The 18,433-nt window shown below is 68.8% G+C and carries 20 protein-coding genes; 12 read left to right on the forward strand and 8 right to left on the reverse strand.

The features are described from left to right. Positions 1-33 precede the first annotated feature (33 nt). Entirely contained in the window at positions 34-774 is a 741-nt protein-coding gene (locus AB0I12_RS32110) for a MerR family transcriptional regulator (RefSeq protein WP_359936637.1), read from the forward strand. A gap of 304 nt (positions 775-1,078) precedes the next feature. Further along, positions 1,079-1,300, forward strand: a complete 222-nt coding sequence (locus AB0I12_RS32115; protein WP_359936640.1) for a hypothetical protein — start codon at positions 1,079-1,081, stop codon at positions 1,298-1,300. A gap of 59 nt (positions 1,301-1,359) precedes the next feature. Here the strand turns inward: AB0I12_RS32115 and dcd are convergent, their stop codons facing one another. The 5 genes from dcd to AB0I12_RS32140 form a co-directional block, all read right to left on the reverse strand. Beyond that, on the reverse strand, positions 1,360-3,897 hold the full coding sequence (gene dcd / locus AB0I12_RS32120; RefSeq protein WP_359936643.1) for a dCTP deaminase: 2,538 nt from the start codon (positions 3,895-3,897) through the stop codon (positions 1,360-1,362). Between the two features lie 27 nt (positions 3,898-3,924). Then, positions 3,925-4,371, reverse strand: coding sequence for a hypothetical protein (locus AB0I12_RS32125; RefSeq protein WP_359936646.1), 447 nt, complete (start codon positions 4,369-4,371; stop codon positions 3,925-3,927). 90 nt (positions 4,372-4,461) lie between these two features. Beyond that, complete coding sequence (locus AB0I12_RS32130) at positions 4,462-4,656, reverse strand: hypothetical protein (RefSeq protein WP_359936649.1); 195 nt, start codon at positions 4,654-4,656, stop codon at positions 4,462-4,464. After that, complete coding sequence (locus AB0I12_RS32135) at positions 4,653-5,954, reverse strand: hypothetical protein (RefSeq protein ID WP_359936652.1); 1,302 nt, start codon at positions 5,952-5,954, stop codon at positions 4,653-4,655. The genes AB0I12_RS32130 and AB0I12_RS32135 overlap by 4 nt, the downstream gene beginning before the upstream one ends. A gap of 51 nt (positions 5,955-6,005) precedes the next feature. Next, a complete protein-coding gene (locus tag AB0I12_RS32140; protein ID WP_359936857.1) occupies positions 6,006-7,460 on the reverse strand; it encodes an NAD(P)/FAD-dependent oxidoreductase in 1,455 nt (484 codons plus the stop codon). Between the two features lie 82 nt (positions 7,461-7,542). On the opposite strand from AB0I12_RS32140, the gene AB0I12_RS32145 reads away from it, so the two are divergent. After that, a complete protein-coding gene (locus AB0I12_RS32145) occupies positions 7,543-8,169 on the forward strand; it encodes a TetR/AcrR family transcriptional regulator (RefSeq protein ID WP_359936655.1) in 627 nt (208 codons plus the stop codon). Then, complete coding sequence (locus AB0I12_RS32150) at positions 8,169-8,744, forward strand: GNAT family N-acetyltransferase (RefSeq protein ID WP_359936658.1); 576 nt, start codon at positions 8,169-8,171, stop codon at positions 8,742-8,744. The genes AB0I12_RS32145 and AB0I12_RS32150 overlap by 1 nt, the downstream gene beginning before the upstream one ends. Positions 8,745-8,746: 2 nt before the next feature. Here the strand turns inward: AB0I12_RS32150 and AB0I12_RS32155 are convergent, their stop codons facing one another. After that, positions 8,747-9,652 (reverse strand): aminoglycoside phosphotransferase family protein, encoded by a 906-nt coding sequence (locus AB0I12_RS32155; RefSeq protein ID WP_359936661.1) that lies wholly within the window; start codon positions 9,650-9,652, stop codon positions 8,747-8,749. A gap of 81 nt (positions 9,653-9,733) precedes the next feature. Between AB0I12_RS32155 and AB0I12_RS32160 the strand changes: the two genes are divergently transcribed. Both AB0I12_RS32160 and AB0I12_RS32165 read left to right on the forward strand, forming a co-directional pair. Continuing rightward, on the forward strand, positions 9,734-10,702 hold the full coding sequence (locus AB0I12_RS32160; protein WP_359936664.1) for a hypothetical protein: 969 nt from the start codon (positions 9,734-9,736) through the stop codon (positions 10,700-10,702). Positions 10,703-10,927: 225 nt separating this feature from the next. Beyond that, positions 10,928-11,932: a restriction endonuclease gene (locus AB0I12_RS32165; protein ID WP_359936667.1), complete on the forward strand. Its 1,005-nt coding sequence runs from the start codon at positions 10,928-10,930 to the stop codon at positions 11,930-11,932. Between the two features lie 11 nt (positions 11,933-11,943). On the opposite strand, the gene AB0I12_RS32170 is transcribed toward AB0I12_RS32165, so the two are convergent. Then, a complete protein-coding gene (locus tag AB0I12_RS32170; protein ID WP_359936670.1) occupies positions 11,944-12,435 on the reverse strand; it encodes a DUF1269 domain-containing protein in 492 nt (163 codons plus the stop codon). Between the two features lie 387 nt (positions 12,436-12,822). Here AB0I12_RS32170 and AB0I12_RS32175 point away from each other — a divergent pair, with 387 nt between their 5' ends. The 6 genes from AB0I12_RS32175 (at position 12,823) to AB0I12_RS32200 (ending at position 17,675) form a co-directional block, all read left to right on the forward strand. Continuing rightward, the gene (locus AB0I12_RS32175) at positions 12,823-13,725 is read left to right on the forward strand and encodes an ABC transporter ATP-binding protein (RefSeq protein ID WP_359936673.1); all 903 of its coding nucleotides are present in this window, start codon (positions 12,823-12,825) and stop codon (positions 13,723-13,725) included. Continuing rightward, a complete protein-coding gene (locus tag AB0I12_RS32180) occupies positions 13,722-14,456 on the forward strand; it encodes an ABC transporter permease (RefSeq protein ID WP_355697074.1) in 735 nt (244 codons plus the stop codon). Before AB0I12_RS32175 ends, AB0I12_RS32180 begins: the two co-directional genes overlap by 4 nt. Before the next feature lie 24 nt (positions 14,457-14,480). Beyond that, positions 14,481-15,614: a sensor histidine kinase gene (locus AB0I12_RS32185; protein ID WP_359936676.1), complete on the forward strand. Its 1,134-nt coding sequence runs from the start codon at positions 14,481-14,483 to the stop codon at positions 15,612-15,614. A 10-nt stretch (positions 15,615-15,624) separates the two neighbouring features. After that, positions 15,625-16,233, forward strand: coding sequence for a response regulator transcription factor (locus AB0I12_RS32190; RefSeq protein WP_359936679.1), 609 nt, complete (start codon positions 15,625-15,627; stop codon positions 16,231-16,233). 42 nt (positions 16,234-16,275) lie between these two features. Beyond that, entirely contained in the window at positions 16,276-17,373 is a 1,098-nt protein-coding gene (locus AB0I12_RS32195; protein WP_359936682.1) for a sulfite oxidase, read from the forward strand. Positions 17,374-17,453: 80 nt separating this feature from the next. After that, positions 17,454-17,675, forward strand: coding sequence for a hypothetical protein (locus AB0I12_RS32200; protein WP_359936685.1), 222 nt, complete (start codon positions 17,454-17,456; stop codon positions 17,673-17,675). Between the two features lie 3 nt (positions 17,676-17,678). Here the strand turns inward: AB0I12_RS32200 and AB0I12_RS32205 are convergent, their stop codons facing one another. Next, entirely contained in the window at positions 17,679-18,407 is a 729-nt protein-coding gene (locus AB0I12_RS32205; RefSeq protein ID WP_359936688.1) for a hypothetical protein, read from the reverse strand. Positions 18,408-18,433 lie beyond the last annotated feature (26 nt).

The raw sequence follows: 18,433 nt of genomic DNA on the forward strand, positions 1-18,433 counted from the left end.
CTATGTAACGTGGAGTCTGGAAGACTGTCAAGGGTGGATGAGGAGCTCACTGTCGACCAGCTCGCCGCCAAGGTGGGCATGACGGTCCGGAACGTGCGTGCCTACGCCGGGCGGGGGCTGATCCCGCCGCCGCGGCTGGTCGGCCGGACGGGGTATTACGGGCACGACCACATCGCCCGGCTGACGCTGGTCCGCGAGCTGCTCGACAAGGGCTACACGCTGGCCGCGGTCGAGCGGATGATGGGCGAACTGCCCGACGGCGCGATGGCGCTCGGCGTGTTCGAGACCCTGGTGAACCCGTGGACGCCGTCGGAGCCGGAGGAGCTCGACGAGTTCCAGCTCGCCGAGCGGGCCGGCGTACCGCACGACCCGGCGGTGATCGAGCAGATCGTCGAGCTCGGGATCGCCGAGCGACTGGACGACGGCCGGCTGCGGATCCCGAACCCGGACCTGTTGCGCACCGGCCTCGAGGTGATCAAACTCGGCGTCCCGATGCAGGCGATCTTCGAGATGCTGCCGAAGCTCTTCGCACAGGCCGACGCGGTCGCCAAGACGTACGTCGAACTGTTCCGCTCGACCGTCTGGCGCGACTTCACCAACGCCGGCATGCCCGCCGACGGCTGGCCCGAGATCCAGCGCACCCTCGAAGGCATCATCCCCCTGGCCGGCCAGGCCCTGGTCGCCGCCTTCCGCGAAGCCATGGCCCACGAAATCGAAACCGTCGCCTACGAAGAACTCGGCCTCGACCCCAAAGCCCTCCCCTCAACAGGCTGATCGAGGCGCTCGGCAGGCATTTTCCCTACCCCGAAAAACTGTCCATGGTCCCCGGTAGCGTCCCTTAGAGAACCCGGACGTGACGGCCGGGGGCGGTTGGGTAGTCGGATAGGTAATCCTCCGCATGTCTGAACCGCGCCTCATCCGGGAGCGTTTAGCTACCAGAACAACCCGGCAGGAGGAAGAGGATGCGACAGCAGCAGATTCGTCGGCGGCCCCGCACCACCACCACGCGCCGTCAGACGCAGACCCTCGATCTCCGGACCCCGTCCGGCCGCCGCCTGCCCTTCTGAGAGCCAGTGCCATGAAACTCCGACTGCATGTCCACCACGTCCGCACCGGCGGCTGGTGTGCCGACATCGACGACGACAACGACCGGCAGCCCGACGACCCGTACTGGTGCGTCGCCGACTGGCCGACCCTGGAGTCCGCCCTCACCGCCGGCTGCGCGCGCCTGGCCGAGCTGGCACTGGCCGGCACGCCGTCCCGCGTCAGCGGCTACTACGAACCGGCCCTGGCCGCCTGAACCAACGGGGAACGGGGAGGCCCGGCGAACCGCAGGGGGTTTGCCGGGCCTCCGCCGTTTCAGTCGCCGCGCTGGTCCGTCCAGCGCCCGTCGCGCGGCCGACTCCGAAGTCTCCGCAGGAGGCTTTCAAGCTTGTCCTGCGCGCCTACGTCCATGACTTCGATCTGTGCGCGCTGTGCCTTCGGCCCGGTCGGCGGCGGCAGGATGACGATCGTCCCGCGCGGGACATCCTTGGACCGCGAGATCTTCGCATCGCCCTTTGCATCGATCCTGATCACGACCCCGCGCGCCAGCCCGCGAACCAGCCGAAGAATCGCAGACACGAGCATGGTGAGCGACGCCGAGCCCACCAGCGCGTACTCGAGATAGGTGAATCCCCCAGCGATCTGCGCGTTGCCGCTCTCCTCCGACAGCCCGACCTCAGCCGTCGTCCGGATCTCACTCAGGTACCCGTACGCCTCCAGCCCGTTCTGGATGTTGATGACCTGGTTGAGCGAACCGACGTACTCGAAGGCGAGGATGTCCTCCACCTGACGCACCGACCAACGGGTCTGATCCGAGTTACTCGACCAAGAGGCCGTCTGCGATATGTAGCGCAGCGCATCGAGATCAGGGTCTTCACGAACCTTCGAGAACTCCGGACCCACCGGGTACCAGTACTTGCCACTGGACGTCGGCGACGCGTGCTCGACGTGGAACAAGGTCAACTGCGCGATTCGCGCACCCGGTGTCAGCGCGATCGGAGTGTCGCTGTTGTTGACCAGCTCGAGAGTGACGCACCCCCTCGAACGAGGCTGCACCTGGACAGCAGTCGCTGTCGTCAGTCCGAGACGCCCGTAAGAGCTTCGCGTCACGACCTGAGCGACTACGTCGTCCGGAAGTACGATGTACTCGAGCGTGCTCGCGAGGACCAGCTCGCGCGGATGCAGGATGAAAGACTCGCCCCAGGTCTTCACGACATGCTCCTGGAGGTTGCGCGGATCCTGCTCCGCACTGACCGGATCGAACGCCTTGGTCGCCGAATGCCGGAAGACGATGAAGTCGGGACTGAGCCGTACGTCGATCCCCGCAGCCTGAACAGCTTCGGGAAGCAGCGGCGTGACCACGATCCGTCGCTCGTCGCCAAGCGCGATCCGGCCCTCGATGGCTGCCCGGGACATCACCCCACCTGACAGCTCGACTGCAGGCGCGTTGACGGGCGGCATCGGCAGAACACTCTCACCGGCCGCCCGCCACAGAGCACAGAACTCAAGTGTGTCGATCGCCTTGCTGGCAAGATCGTCCAGCACGACACGCTGTTCGCGGCCCTCGAACGTCACACCCTCGAGCGGCGCAACCTCGTCCTCTTTCGGCTGCTCGACGACAAGCCGCTCGCGCGCATGCCACGAGGCGTTGACCACGTCGGCGACCGAAACCTCTTCGCCGAGGGCGGCCGGACTTAGGCAATGCGTTCCACCGGGCACACCGGACAGCAGCTCGTCGCGCAGCCAGGAGATCACGTCGACACGCGCCGCGGGCGTATACATCTCACCCCACGACATGACGCTCGCCGCGATCTTGTCGATTCCCCGATCCAGAACATTCGTCAGATAGCCGGCCTTCGGCGCCGCACGCCCATTCGTACGCTTCAGATAGTCCCGCCACGCATCGAGCCCTGGGCTCGTCGGTGACTGCCCCATAAGTTCCATCAACCTGAACATCGCGCCGATCCGCGTCCCGAGACTGGGATGCGTGCTCGACGCATCTTGCGGGGCTCCTGACTCGGGCCCCCGTCGTCGTCTCAGCGCCGAGAGGAATTCAGCCACCGCGCTGAGTCCGGCCGGCCCGTACAGACGGACCGCGTTGAGATCACACGCAATCTCCTCGACCCATCGGCCCAGGATCTGCCGAAGATGCTGGACTACGCCCAGCTCGCCACCACCGCCCAACGGCGAGGCCTCGTCGATCAGAGCGGCGAGCTCGGCATCCTCGTCGTCGATCAAACCGCCGAGATTGGGCAGGCCCTTGCCGTAGCCGCGGAGCGCTTCGATCCGTACATGTGCCAGTTCGTGGCCGATGCTGATTGGGTACCACAGCGCCCGAGTGCCCTCGATGTAAGGAACCGAGATAACCGCCAGCCGCGGTATCGGGAGCGTGCTGTTGAACTCACGCCACCTGATGGTGAAGTTCCGGAACAGGTACGAACCCAGATCGGAGCGGTGCGTCTCGAAACTGTCCGGAGGACCGACGGTGAGCACCGGCTCGAAGTCGTTCAGTCCGTGTGCTCGGAGCTCCCTGCGGGCGATGGTCCGCAGCGCCCGCGGTACGTCGCTCTGTTTCCCGCGCGCGAACCTTTCGTCGAAAAGATTCTCCTTCTCGGAGAAATCCTGCAGGCGCATTTCGAGGACGGCGTTCTTCATCGCCGGATTGGCGCTCATGGCCAGGTCCGCTTCGACCTGCAGACCGACCAGGTCCGTGTAGAGATAGAACATCTCAAGCGCGGCGTTATAGGCATCGTCAGTCCGGGAGTGGCTGGCTTGCAGCGATCTCACGTACGACCCCAGGCTTCCGGCTCTGTCCAGCAAAGAACGACTCAGCGTGCTGGCATAGTCGGCCACAAATCCCCCTCTTCGATTTCGCGGCAACTAGAAAATGTCGACGGAGCCGCCACCGACCAGCCGGCGCGCAGCCGAGGAGAAGATGTCCGAGACCTTGGCGGCGCCGGACGTGCTGCCACGCCGGGTCGCGCGGATCCATTCCAAGACTTCGGCAATCAGATCGATCCGCAACTGCCGCTCCTGAGCCGGACTGCCATCCCCCTCGTGCTGCTGTGGCAGGAGCGATTGCAGCGTGATGGCGGACAGTTGGGCACCGTCCCCCAGCGCACTGCGCAGCGCCGCGACCGGCGGTGCCGCGTCGAAATCCTCACCATCCAGCATGATCGCCAACTCGGCGGTCAATGTGCGCTCCGCGTCGTCCAGCGCCCAGTCGAGCGACCTCGGCTGTCCTGTCGCCACCTGATCAGCTGCCACGGCGACATACGGAACAAGTAATGCAGGCGCCATGGGCAATAGGCTGGAATTGTCTGACATCGCCCCTCCACTCCGTCAGTCCCCCATGACGGATAGTCGCACGGAATCAGCCTGTGCGGAACCATTTACGGAGCATCTAAGTTCAAGCGTCTATCTATCTGCGGGCTCAGCCTTCCATGCAGCCGGCGATTCCGGCAGGTCGCCGAGGTCGGCGTCCCAGTCGTCTTCGTCGTCGGGGAGGGTCGACTCGTTGCGGCGGGCGATGCGGAGGAAGGCGACGATGAGGAGGATCGGGCCGAGGACCATCGCGGTCTCGGGGATCCCGCCCATGTGCATCGCGATCATGAGGCCGTCACCAGCGCGATCCCGCCGGCCGTGAAGGCGACCATCGCGGCCAGCATCGGGTACTGCGCCCGGCGCAGCTGCCTGCGGCGGAACAGGCCGGTCGCGCGATCGTGCGCGGACACCACCCCGAGGACGTGTCCGAGCACGATCGCGCCGATCTGGATCCCCGCGATCAGGCCGGTCCCGAGGAACGCGTAGTCGATCGGCGTCCCGCTCGTGCCGAGCAGGTCCCAGCCGCGCCCGAACGGGTCGGTCGCGAGCAGCCAGCCCGCCTGCCCCTGGAACAGCGCGAAGGAGAAGTAGTGCGCGACGGCGTACCCGATCGCGATCGGCAACAGCGAGTGCGCGAACGCTCCTGGCAGTCCGGCCGCCCCGACCGCACCCGGGCGGATCCGCGCCGCGCCGGTCGTGCGCGCGGCCAGCAGGAACAGCCCGGTGACGATCGCGACCGTGACGACCAATCCCAGCGTGTACGCCGGAATGTGGGCGATCCCACCCGTCAGCCGCGTCCAGACGGACCAGCGAGAGATGCCGTCGAAGGCCGTCGACCCGAGCAGCAGGCACAGCAACCCGACGATCCCCGGCTCCTGCGGCATCGTCGCCAGTCCGGCCAGCGGGTTGCGCAGCTCGAGCCGGCCGTGGCCGTCGCGCCCGAGCGGGCTCAGCCGCGCGAGCACCTCGGCGTACACCTCGAAGCTGTCCCCGGTCCCGAACCAGGCCGGCCCGTAAACGATGCCTGCGGCAACGTTCAGCACGGCGTACGTCGTGGCGAAGAACGCGACCACCCGCGGGTCGGATCCCTCCGGGTAGACGAGTTCCAGCCACAGGAACCCGGCCAGTCCGGCGACGGCCGGCCAGTACGCGATCCCGCGGGGCAGCGGCCGGTACGACGTGCGCCGTACGACGCCGGCGATCGTCCGCAACGGGTTCGCGAGCCGCCAGATCGGGCCGCAGAGCAGCGAGAGCGGGATGATCCCGACCCAGATCCACACGTACAGCCAGGTCGGCGCCGGGTTCAGCGATGGGTCGCCGAGCCAGGCGGCGCCGAGCAGCAGCGCCAGCAGCACCAGCCCCACCACCTTGAGGACGACACGGGTCGCCGGGGCGTCGACGATCCGGGTCAGCACGCCGAGCGGCCGGCCCACGGTCCCCTCGAACCGCGGGCGCGACCAGAAGGCAGCCAGCGCGAAGAACGACACCGCGACAGCGGCACCGGCGGAGTAGATCGCCAGCCACAGCGGCACCGGCAGGTCCCCGCGACCGCCGATCCCGTGCAGCGGCAGCAACTGCACCAGCACGCGCGCCGCCTCCGATCAGTATCAGACCGATCGAATGTAACACGCACGATGTCACATAGAAAGCGTCTGATACTCACCGGGATCGAAGTGCCGGGTCAGCTGCCGGAACCGGAAGGTGAACGACGGCCACAGGGTCGTGTTGCGGCCCTCCGAGTCCAGGTACCAACTGGTGCAGCCGCCGCGGGTCCAGACCGTGTTCCGCATCGACGAGCGGACCCCGTCGACGAACGCGCGCTGCACGTCCCGCCGTACTTCGACCTCCCGGAGGCCCTGCACGTCCATGGTCTTCAGCGCGTCGAGGATGTACGCGATCTGGGACTCGATCATGAACACCATCGAGCTGTGGCCGAGGCCGGTGTTCGGCCCGATCAGCATGAAGAAGTTCGGAAAGCCGGCGATCGCCGTCCCGAGATGGGCCTCCATGCCGTCGGCCCAGGCCGCGCGCAGCGAGACGCCGTCGCGGCCGTGCACCATGTCCATCACCGGCAGGTCGGTGACCTTGAAGCCGGTGCCGTAGATGATCGTGTCGACCTCGTGCTTCACGCCGTCGGTGGTGACGATGCCGGTCGGCGTCACCTCGGCGATCCCGTCGGTGACCACCTCGACGTTCGGCCGCGCGAGCGCCGGGTAGTAGTCGTCGGAGATCAGCACGCGCTTGCAGCCGAGCGTGAAGTCCGGCGTCAGCTTGGCCCGCAGCAGCGGGTCGCGGACCTGGTGCGCGAGATGCTTCTCGGCCACCTTCTGCGCCTGCTTCATGATCGCCGGCAGCTTCGTGAACCCGAGCACCATCGACTCGCGACCCCAGTAGATCCCGGCCCGGACAGCCTTCTGCACCAGCGGGAAGCGGCGGTACACAGCCTTCTCGGCCGCGGTGATCTTGCGGTCGGGCCGCGGCATCACCCACGGCGGCGTCCGCTGGAACAGGTGCAGCTCCTCGACCTCGGGCTGGATCGCCGGCACGAACTGGATCGCCGACGCGCCGGTGCCGATCACGGCGACCTTGCGGCCGCTGAGGTCCAGGTCGTGGTTCCAGCGCGCGGAGTGGAAGACCTCCCCCTCGAAGTCCTCGATGCCGGGCAGCTTCGGGTACGACGGCTCGGCCAGCGGGCCCATCCCGGACAGCAGGATGTCCGCGGTGAACGTCTGCTGGTTCGTGGCGATCTGCCAGCTGCCGTCCTGCCGGCGCGCCGACTCGACGGTGTTGCCGAAGCGGATGTGCGGGCGCACGCCGTACGCGTCGGTGACGTTGCGGAGGTAGTCCTCGATCTCGGGCTGCGGCGAGAACGTCGACGACCACTCCGGATTCGGGGCGAAGGAGAACGAGTACAGGTGCGACGGCACGTCGCAGCGGCACCCCGGGTAGGTGTTGTCGCGCCAGGTGCCGCCGACGTCCTCGGCGCGCTCCAGCACGACGAAGTCGTCGTATCCGGCCTGCTTCAGGCGGACCGCCATCCCGATGCCCGCGAACCCGGTCCCGATCACCACGATCCGATGCCGCTCGCCCATGAGGTTCTCCAGCCCATTGTCGGAAGCCACTCGGTCGGAACTTACTCGCAGTAAGTTACTCGGAGTCAGTTAGACTGCGCAAGTGACCTCGACCACGGAACGTCCACCGAAACGCCGCCGTGATCGCGCGGCCCGCGAGCGGGAGATCCTCGAGGCGGCCGAGCGGATCTTCGGCGAGCGCGGATACCAGGGCACGTCGATGGACGACGTCGCCGCGAAGGTCGGGGTGTCCAAGCCGCTGATCTACCAGTACTACGGCTCCAAGGACGGCCTGTTCCTCGCCTGCCTGGCCCGGCTCCGCGGCCACCTGCTCGACACTGTGGCCGACGCGGTGATGGCCGCCCCGAACGCCGAGGACGCGCTGTACGCCGGGTTCCTGGCCTGGTTCCGCTTCCTCGACGAGCACCCGCAGGCGTGGTCCGTCCTGGTCGACGAAGGCATGCTGAGCGCCGGCCCGGCCGCGGCGGCGACCGACGAGGTCCGCGCGGCGTTCATCGAGCTGATCGCGACGATGGTGCGGATGAACCTCCCCGCCGGCCGCGCGATCGACGACGACGAGGTCCAGATCGTCGCCCAGTCCATCTCCGGCGCCACCGAGCGCCTGGCCATCTGGCGCACCCGCACCCCCACCCCGCCGACCCCCGAGAAGGTCGCCCGCACCCTCCAGGACCTCCTCTGGCAGGGCCTGCACACCCTGAAGTCGAGCTGATGCAGGTCGAGTCCTACCCGGAGGCCGCCGTACCCGCGGCCCTTCGCGCCCAGGTCCACGAGCTACAGAACCAGGCCTGGCCGTCCGATCCCCCGCCACCCGCCGATACTCCGGTCCATGACCCGGCGCTGCATCCGCTCTCGATGCTTCTCGTCGACGAAGGGCTGGTGGTCGCCGCGCTGGACGTCCTGCGCAAACCGCTCCAGCACAGCGGCACCACCTTTCGCGCCGGCGGCCTCAGCACTGTCGTCACCCGCGAGACACTCCGCGGCCGCGGGTACGGTCACCAGCTGGTCGCCGCGGCCCGCGACGTGATGGCCGACCTGCGCCTCGACCTCGGCCTCTTCACCTGCGACCGTGCTCTGCAGCCGTTCTACGAGTCAGCAGGCTGGCAGCACCTTGCCGGCACGGTCCTGATCGGTGGCACGCCCGACGACCCGTTCCCCAGCGATCAGCCCGGCTTCGACAAGGTCACGCTGGCCGCGTTCTTCACCTCCACCGCCCGGCAACTCGCCCCGACGTTTCGCAACGCCCGCATCGGACTCTACCCGGGCTCGATCGACAAGCTCTGGTGACTTCAGGCGCTCGACGTGAAGTCGCTCAGGATGTCGGCGACGGATTCCTGGCCGTCCGCGAGGGTGCCGGGGCGGCGGTCGAGGTAGTACGGGATCGCGATGACCACCAGGGAGAGCGCCCAGCCGCGGGCGCGGAGCCAGGTGGCGTCGTCGATCTCGAGGGCTTCGCGGTACGCCGCCCGCGACGCGCCCTCGAACAGCCACCACGCGGGCAGGACGTCGCCGGCCGGGTCGGCCGCGCTCGCCGTACCGAAGTCGATCACCGCCGACAGCTTGCCGTCGGCAACCAATAGGTTGCCGGACATCAGGTCGCCGTGGATCCACCGCGGTACGCCGTCCCAGGTGTCCGCGCCCAGCGACTCCTCCCATGCGGCCGTCAGCAGACCGGTGTCGAAGTGTTCCTTCAGCTGGTCCAACGCCTCGCGGAACATCACGTCACGCGGCGCCAACGGCGTACCCCGGGTGAACGGGTCGCCGTCCGGCACCGGCGCATCGGTCGTGTCCACCTCGCGCAGCGTCCGTACGAAAGCAGCCAGATGCCGTGCAGCTCGTACGGCGTCGACCGACTCCGGCGCGAACGGCGCCCCAGGCAACCATCGGTAGACGCCCCAGGTGAACGGATAGTCCTCGGAGGGCCGCCCGAGCTCCAGCGGTTCCGGGATCGGCAGCGAGACGTGCGGCGCCAGCCGCGGCATCCACGCCAGGTCCTTCTCGACCTGCCCCTGGTTCCGCACGGTGCGCGGCAGCCGGACGGCCAGCTCGTCGCCGACGCGGAACGTCACGTTGTCGGTGCCCGATCGCTCGACCACCCGCGCCGGCAACCCGGCCCACTGCGGGAACTGCTCGGCCAGCAACCGCTCCACCAGCGCGGAGTCGATCGCCACCTCGTCGTCATGCAGCTTCGGCACACCCGTCACCGCGCGACCCTCACACCGGCCACGCCGGACGGTCAACCGATTTCCGGCGGCAGGGCCTAGAGTGTTTACCTCGTGGAGCTTCCTGAGGCGTGGCAGCGCGCCGTCGTACCACCGCTGCCGACCACCAGGTCAGACATCGTCGACGAGTTCGCACGCACGATCTACGGCCGTACGCCGACGGGTGGTGAGGTGACCGAGCTGGTCCTGCGTTCGCGCGACGACGGTGTGCTCGACGGCGCGGCCGATCGGTTGCGGCACCACGCGGTGATCGCGTGCCCGCTCGGCAACCTCGAACTCGACACGCTCACCCACCTGCCGTCCGGCGCGAGCGACGCGCCCGTCGTCGTGGTGCTCAACTTCAAGGGCAACGACGAGACGATCGAGGCCTGGCCGTACGCGAAGGCGACCGCGGCCGGGTACGCCGTACTCACCGTCGACTACCAGCAGATCGAGCCGGACGACCCGGCGCCGTCCGCAGCCGGCGTCCGCGCGTTGTTCCCCGCGGAGACTTGGGGCGCGGTCGCGGCCTGGGCTTGGGGACTATCGCGCCTGCTCGACATCGCCGGACGCATCTCCGGCATCGACACCGTCGGCGCGGTGGTGCTCGGGCACTCGCGGCTCGGGAAGGCCGCGCTCTGGGCCGGCGTGCAGGACGAGCGCTTCGCCGTCACCGCCGCTAACAGTTCCGGCTGCTGCGGCGCGGCGCTGTTCCGGCACCCGGCCGGCGAGGACATCGCGGCGATCACCTCACGGTTCCCGCACTGGTTCGTGCCGTCGTTCGCGGCGTACGCCGGCCGCGAGAACGACCTGCCCGTCGACCAGCACCAGCTCCTGACGAGCATCGCCCCGCGCCGCGTCGCCGTCACCAGCGCCGAGGACGACGCCTGGGCCGACCCGATCGGCGAATACCTCGCCGTGGTCGCCGCCCGCCCGTCGTTCGCCCCGAACGCCATCGGCTACCACCTGCGCCCCGGCGGCCACGACCTCCTCGAGGAGGACTGGCTGTACGTCCTGGACTTCGTACGCAAGCTGGTCGACTGACGGATGACCTATCCTCAGAATCTCACTGAGGGGCGGCAGTTGGGGGCGGAGTTGGACACGCGGGAGAACCGGCACGAAGCAGGTCGGGGATGGGTTGCGCTGCAGGCTTGGATGGCAGCTCTCGGGATCCTGAGTCTCACTGTGTTGGTCGTCTCGGGAGTGCTGTGGATCGCAACCGTTGGCGGTGCTGGGACGGTGGCTCTGTGGTCCTGTGGGATCGCACTCGTGACCTTCCTGCTCGCCTTGGCTCTGGCGCAGCATCCGCAGGTCAAGCAGGACATGCAGAAGCGTTCCGAGGATGCCGAGCAGGAGCGCTTGCGCAAGATCGAGGCGGACGCCGAGGCGGCGACTCGTGAATCCGCGGCCCGGCGACAATTACTTGAGGCCGGCTTCGAGAACTCGGTACGGCGACGGGCACAGGCCATTCCGCCGCTCGGGACTCCACTGAAGGAAGCTTTGACGATCGTTGCTCCTCTGGACAATCAATGGAACCCGGAGCAGATCGCCGCCCGCGCCTATCGGTTCTCGCGGGTAGAGATACGACCTGACGAGCGGATCATCGCCATCATCGCCGACGGCCAGCGCCCCGAGCTGACGGTGGTCATGACGACCCGAGGCGCGGTCGCCAAACGAGGAGCAGATGTCTGGCGTACCGAGGGCGACAGAACGCCCGATCCGTCGCTGATGGCCATCGATCGGGAGCAATGGCTGAGCTACGCGGCCCCCGGCATGCGGCCTGACACTTACACGCTCGCCGTCGAGGTCCGTCGCCGCCTGCAAGGCGAGGAGAAGAGCAGCCGCGGGTCAGGGCGCGGCCGTCGCACATCCGCGACCAGGCCGGTGCAGCGTTTGATCAGGGATGCTCGTGACGCGGAACTCGTCGCCGCCGAATGGATGCGGTTCCTCGGGTTCGCAGATGCCACAGTCACGCCGGTGGGCGCTGACGCCGGGATCGACATCGAGGCATCGAAAGCCGTCGCGCAAGTCAAGATGGAGGCGGTGCCGACGGGGAGACCCGCTCTGCAGCAACTGCACGGGGCGGCCGTCGCAGTCGGCAAGCGTGGCCTGTTCTTCTCGCTCGCCGGCTACACCCCGCAGGCGAGCGCCTGGGCCGAACAGGTAGGCATACCGCTCTTCCGCTTCGATCTCCAGGGCGTTCCTGAACCAGTCAACTCCAGCGCCGGCGTTCTGCTTGCTGACGCCGGACAGGACATTGCACCGGGCGCCTGAACCGCCGCGGTTCAGTCGCCGAACATCTCGTGGATGGCGGCTTCCTGGTCGTCGGTCAGGTCGGTGTGGATCAGCTTGGCGCGCAGGCCGGTGCGCTGGAAGGTCGCACGGACCTGATCGGTCACCTCGTCGCTGGACAGCAGGAACAGCGCCGACGTACCCGGCGTCACCTGGCGACGGACCTCCTTGATGAAGTCGTCGTCGATCCCGACGTCGATCAGCGATCCGGCGACCGCGCCGGCCGCCGCACCGATCGCGGCGCCCGCCCACGGCATCAGGAAGATCGTCCCGAACAGCATTCCCCAGAACAGCCCGCCGACCGCTCCCGGACCTGTCATGTTCCGCACCTGGCGAGTCCGCGGCCGCCGCTTCTCCGGCTGCCACGACACGGACGCTGCGTCATGGATCCGGATCAGCTTCTGCTTCGCCAGACTCTCCAACGTCCCGATCGCCTGGTTGGCCCCGTCCCAGCTCTCGAACTTCCACACCGTCAACGTCGCCACCACACCGCTCCCCTCACGCCCATCCACAGTCTCCTGCGCAGCGCACGCCTGCCGATGTACGCCGACCCGCACGCCCGTAGGCACCCCGCCCCGCGCCCGCCGCACGCACACCCCGCCGTGCACGACGCCCGCCGCACCACGCACTCCAGTCCCCACGTCACTCACCCCGATCGCCTGTCCTGCCTCAACACTTCACTGGACGCTCCTTCCCACCGATCAGTTGCCGACTTCTCACCCCGAGGACGCAGTCCATCACCACCAACCCCCAGGAGCCAGACCTCACCAACCCCTAGGTATCCCTCACAGGGTTTCGGCTGACGGATGTCATGGGTAGCTCGTGACGGGCGATCGATGGGTGCGGCGGGGTGGTCCAGCAGGCTTCTGGGTATGACGACAACGACTGCGGTCAGCCTGCGGGGTGTGACCAAGAGGTATGCGGACGTGCAGGCCGTCGCCGGGGTGGATCTGACCATCCGGGCCGGTGAGGTGGTGGCGCTGCTCGGGCCGAACGGGGCGGGCAAGTCGACCACGATCGAGATGCTGCTGGGTCTGGTCAAGCCGGACCAGGGCGCCGTCCAGGTGTACGGCGGTACGCCGACGGACGCGATCGCCAAGGGCCAGGTCGGCGTGATGCTGCAGAGCGGCGGCATCATCGAGGACGCCAAGGTCGGTGAGCTGCTGGAGTTGGTGGCCGGCCTGCACAACGACCCGATGCCGGTACGGGAGGCCCTGGAGCGGGCCGGGATCGCGGACCTCACCAAGCGGACGATGAAGGCCCTGTCCGGCGGCCAGAAGCAGCGGGTCCGGTTCGCGATGGCGATCATCCCGCAGCCGGACCTGATCGTGCTGGACGAGCCGACGACCGGGATGGACGTCGAGTCCCGGCGCGACTTCTGGGCGTCGATGCACGCCGAGACCGCCCGCGGCCGGACGGTCCTGTTCGCGACCCACTATCTGGAGGAGGCGGACTCGTACGCCGATCGCGTGGTGCTGATGCGCAGCGGCAAGGTCGTTGCCGATGGCACCGCCGCGCAGATCAAGGCGAGCGTGTCCGGCCGCACCATCCGCGCCACGATCCCGGGCGCCGACCTGGCGGCGCTCGCGTCGCTGCCCGGCGTCCGCAACGTCGAGACCCGCGGTGACGTCGTGCTGCTGCAGTGCGGCGACTCCGACGGCACCTTGCGCCACCTGCTCGAGAACACGAGCGCCCACGACATCGAAGTGACGTCCGCCGACCTCGAGGACGCCGTCCTCGCGATCAGCGCGGCCCAAGAGGAGAGCCTGGCATGAACCGCGACTACCTGATCTTCGACATCCGCCGCACACTGCGGAACCGGCGGGTGCTGATCTTCTCGATCCTGATGCCGCTGGTGCTGTTCCTGATCTTCGGCCTGACGATCCCGCAGGACGCCAACGAGGCCGGGATCTCCGCGATCGCGTACGTGATGGTCAGTATGGCGATGTTCGGCTCGATGTCCGCGGCGATGAGCAGCGGCGGTGTGATCGCGGCCGAGCGCGACGGGGGCTGGAACCGCACGCTGCGGCTCACCCCGTTGAAGCCGCAGGCGTACGTCGTCAACAAGGTGATCCTGAGCCTGCTGCTCGCGATCCCGCCGCTGGTCGTGGTGTTCCTGTGCGGCATGACGTTCGGGCACGTGCACCTGAGCGCCGGCCAGTGGCTGACGGTCGCGCTGGTGTCCTGGCTCGGCGCGCTGCCGTTCGCCGCGATCGGCCTGGTCATCGGGTACATCGCGAAGCCGGACAGCGTCCAGCCGATCACCGGTCTGAGCACGATGCTGATCGCGGCGTTCGGCGGCCTGTGGCTCCCGGTCGACCAGATGCCGTCGGTGATGAAGCACATCGCCCAGCTCACCCCGGCGTACTGGACCGGTCAGACCTCGCGGAGCGCGCTGGCGCAAGGCGGGCTGGACACCCACGCGCTGCTGGTGGTGCTCGGCTGGACCGTCGCGCTCGGGTTCATCGGCCTGCGCCGGTTCCGGGCCGACACCGCCCGCGCCTGAGCACCGGGCGATAGCGTGACCACCGTGAAGACACCGCCGACGCTTGTGGAAGCGCTCGCCGAGCGCGGAGGCCGCCCAGGACCTGGGCGGTGGGGCTGGCTGGCGGCCGGGGTCTGGTTGTTCTACCTGTCCCAGCCGTTCGAGGAGATCATCCACCGGCAGGGAACGACCCGGGTCCTCGGTCTGGTCACGCTGTCGCTGTTCGCGCTGTCGTATCTCGGTTTCTTCGGCTGGGTCCGCTGGGTGGGCCTCGGCGCCGGCGGGATGCCGACCTGGCAGCGCCTGCTGTACCTCGGCGGCATGCTCGCCCTCTGCCTGCTGATGCTGCCTGCGGCCGGTCAGCAGGCGCTGACCTGCCTCGTCTACATCTCCGCGGTCGCGATGATGGCCGTCGATCTCCGGATCGCGATCGGCATCGTCGCGCTGCTGCTCGGCGGCGCCGAGTTGTCGATGCGGATCGTGCCGGGCTGGACCGACGACGGCAGCTACGGGTTCGCGATCTTCCTCGGCGCGCTGGCCGTGTTCGGGATGCGCCGGGCGATCCAGCGCAGCCTCGAGCTGAACGCGGCCCGCAAGGACATGGCCGAGCTGGCCGTCCAGGAGGAGCGGAACCGGTTCGCCCGGGACCTGCACGACATCCTCGGCCACTCGCTCACGGTCATCACCGTGAAGGCGGAGCTGGCCGGCAAGCTGATCGCGGCGAACCCGGCGCGGGCAGCCGCCGAGGTCGCGGACGTCGAGAGCCTGGCACGGGCCGCGCTCGCGGACGTGCGGGCGGCAGTCGCCGGGTATCGCGAGCTGAGCCTGGCCGGTGAGCTGGTCTCGGCCCGCGCCGCGCTGCAGGCCGCCGAGATCAAGGCGGACCTCCCGACCGCGGTCGACGAGGTTCCCGAGGAGAACCGCGAGCTGTTCGCCTGGATGGTTCGGGAAGGCGTCACGAACGTCGTACGACATTCCGGCGCGAAGCGCTGCACGATCCGGATCTCGGCGACGCAGATCGAAGTACTCGACGACGGAAAGGGCCCGACGCCGGGCGGCGGCGCGTCCGGCCACGGGCTGGTCGGGCTGCGCGAACGGGCGAACCAGGCCGGTGCGAGTGTGCAGGTCGGTCAGGCGCCGGGCGGCGGGTTCCGGCTGGCAATGAACGTCGGGCTGTGAGGATGGTGCGGTGAGCATCCGACTGCTGATCGCCGACGACCAGGCTCTGGTCCGCGGTGCCCTGGCCGCCCTGCTCGACCTGGAGCCCGACCTGGAGGTGGTGTCCGAGGTCGGTCGCGGCGACGAGGTGATCGACGCGGCGAAGAACGCCCGGCCAGACGTCGCCCTCCTTGACGTGGAGATGCCCGGGCTGGACGGCATCGAGGCGGCCGCCGCGCTGCGCGCCGCCGTACCGGGGGTGCGGGTGCTGATGGTGACCACGTTCGGCCGGCCCGGGTACCTGCGCCGCGCGATGGAGGCCGGGGCTGCCGGGTTCGTCGTCAAGGACACCCCGGCGACGCAGCTCGCGGACGCCGTACGACGCGTCCACCAGGGGCTGCGCGTGGTCGACCCGTCGCTCGCCGCCGAGACCTTGGTGGCGGGGACGAGCCCGTTGACTGGCCGCGAGTCCGACGTACTGCGGGCTGCCCGCGAGGGCGGCACCGTGGCGGACATCGCCAAGGAGCTGCATCTGTCCGAGGGAACGGTGCGCAACCATCTCTCGGCCGCTATCGGCAAGACCGGCGCACGGACCCGCGCCGAGGCGGCGCGGATCGCGCTCGACAACGGCTGGTTGTAGCCGGTCCCTACCTCTAGGGTTGCCTCAGGGGAGGGATGTTCGATGTCGATCGAGAGTTTCAGCGTTCGGGGGCGGTTGGCGGACACGGGTGAGGGGATCACCGCCGACGAGTTGCAGCTGGCGGCGCGGAATCACGGCATGCCGCTGGAGGGTCTGCGGTACGACGTGACGCCGCCGGGACTGCATTACGTGCTGGTGCACTACGACATCCCGGCGACGAACGCGGGCGACTGGGTGCTGAGCGTGGACGGGTGCGTCGAGCAGCCGTTGTCGTTCGGGCTGACCGAGTTGCGCGCGATGGGCCGCCGGACCGTCCGGGTCACGTTGGAGTGCGCCGGCAACGGCCGGGCGACGCTGCAGCCGCGGCCGATCAGTCAGCCGTGGCTGTCGGAGGCGGTCGGTACGGCGGAGTGGACCGGTGTGCTGCTCGCCGACCTGCTGCGGCTGGCCGGGCTGCGCGCGGACGCCGTGGACGTGGTGTTCACCGGCGCGGACCACGGGGTGGAGCGCGGGGTCGAGCAGGACTACCAGCGCGGCCTGTCGGTGGCGGAGGCGATCGACTCGGGCGCGATCGTCGCCTGGGAGATGAACGGCGGGCCGCTGCCGCCGCAGCACGGATACCCGCTGCGCCTCGTCGTACCAGGCTGGTACGGGATGGCCAGCGTGAAGTGGCTGCGGTCGATCGAGGTGATCGACCACGCGTTCGACGGCTTCCAGAACTCCGTCGCGTACCGGATCCGGACCGACGCGGAGGACCCGGGGATGGCGATCACCCGGATCCAGCCGCGCGCACTGCTGATGCCGCCGGGGTTCCCGGACTTCATGAGCCGGCACCGGTTCGTTGCTGCCGGCACCGTTCCGCTGTTCGGCCGGGCCTGGTCCGGGTGGGCGCCGATCGAGCGCGTCGAGGTCAGCACCGACGCCGGCGTGAACTGGCACGAGGCGACATTGGATGCCGTGGGCAATGACGAGCTCGCCTGGCGGGCCTTCGCCTACGACTGGGAGGCGACGCCGGGCGAGCACGTGCTCACGGTCCGCGCGTACGACGCCGCCGGGAACGAGCAGCCGATCGAGGCCGAGTGGAACCGCGGCGGCTTCAGCAACAACACCGCCCAGCGGATCACGGTCCTGGTCACCTGAAGGCGCGTGTCGTTCGGCCGATCCGCGGAGGAACCGTTTCATTCTGGAGACGGACACGGTCTCACTCCAGGAGTGGTGCGGTGAACGAGCTGGGAACAGAGATCCATCTGCACGCGCGGGTGTTCCGGTCGGCCGGTGAGTGGTACGCCGACATCGACGACGAACGCGATCCGCAGCCGGACAACCCGCTCTGGTGGGGCTCGTACGGCTCACAGCGCGCGGCCATCACCGCCGCCTGCGAACGCATCGCCGCCCTGCACCGCGCCCAGGCCCTGCACCTCGACGACCAACGGGCCTCCTGACCCTCACCCGAACGCGATCGCCACGCCCATCCACAGACAGAGCAGCGTGAGGACGATTCCGAGCGGCCAGGCCCACCAAGGCGTCGACCAGTCGACGGCCGCGGCGACCGGATAGCCCGGATCCCCCGGGTCGACCACGATGTCGATCGTGTCTCCGACAGCAGGCCTCGGGTCCAGGTCGTTGCCGCCGTCCACCTCGACCGGAACCCCGTCCCCGGGCCGTGCCACTTTCACGATCACGTCGTCGTACTTGGACCACTTGTCCTCCTCGACCGAGACGACCACGGCCTGCTGGACCGGCCCGTCGGCGACCAACTGCTGGTTGTCGTTCCCGGCCGCGATCCCCAACGGCACGATCGCCAACGACCCCAGCGCAATCGGCACGCCGACCAGGATGCGTCCCGCCCTGATCAGTCCCTCGGCCCATCCGATCCGGCGCCGGCTCCCGGTCCGGGCCCGGTGCCGGGCATCCGCCAGCGCGCGCTTCAGCAGCCGGTCCCGGCGGGCCTGGCGGCGTTGCTCGAGCCGGTTCCACCACGCGAAACGCTCGGCGAGCCAGCGGGCGGGGAAACAGGCCCCGCCCGCGATCGCCGCGCAGACGAGCGGATTGTCGTACAAGAAGCTCGGCCGGGTCAGCCAGCCGACGAGGTACAGGCCGCCGCCGGCCGCGCCGAAGAAGACGAGCAGAAACACCGCCTGCCAGCCGTGCAGGTCGTCGTCAGGCGTGCTCATCGAAACATCATGAGTGATGGACGTCC

It is taken from the genome of Kribbella sp. NPDC050459 (assembly GCF_040655315.1).
Lineage (GTDB): Bacteria > Actinomycetota > Actinomycetes > Propionibacteriales > Kribbellaceae > Kribbella.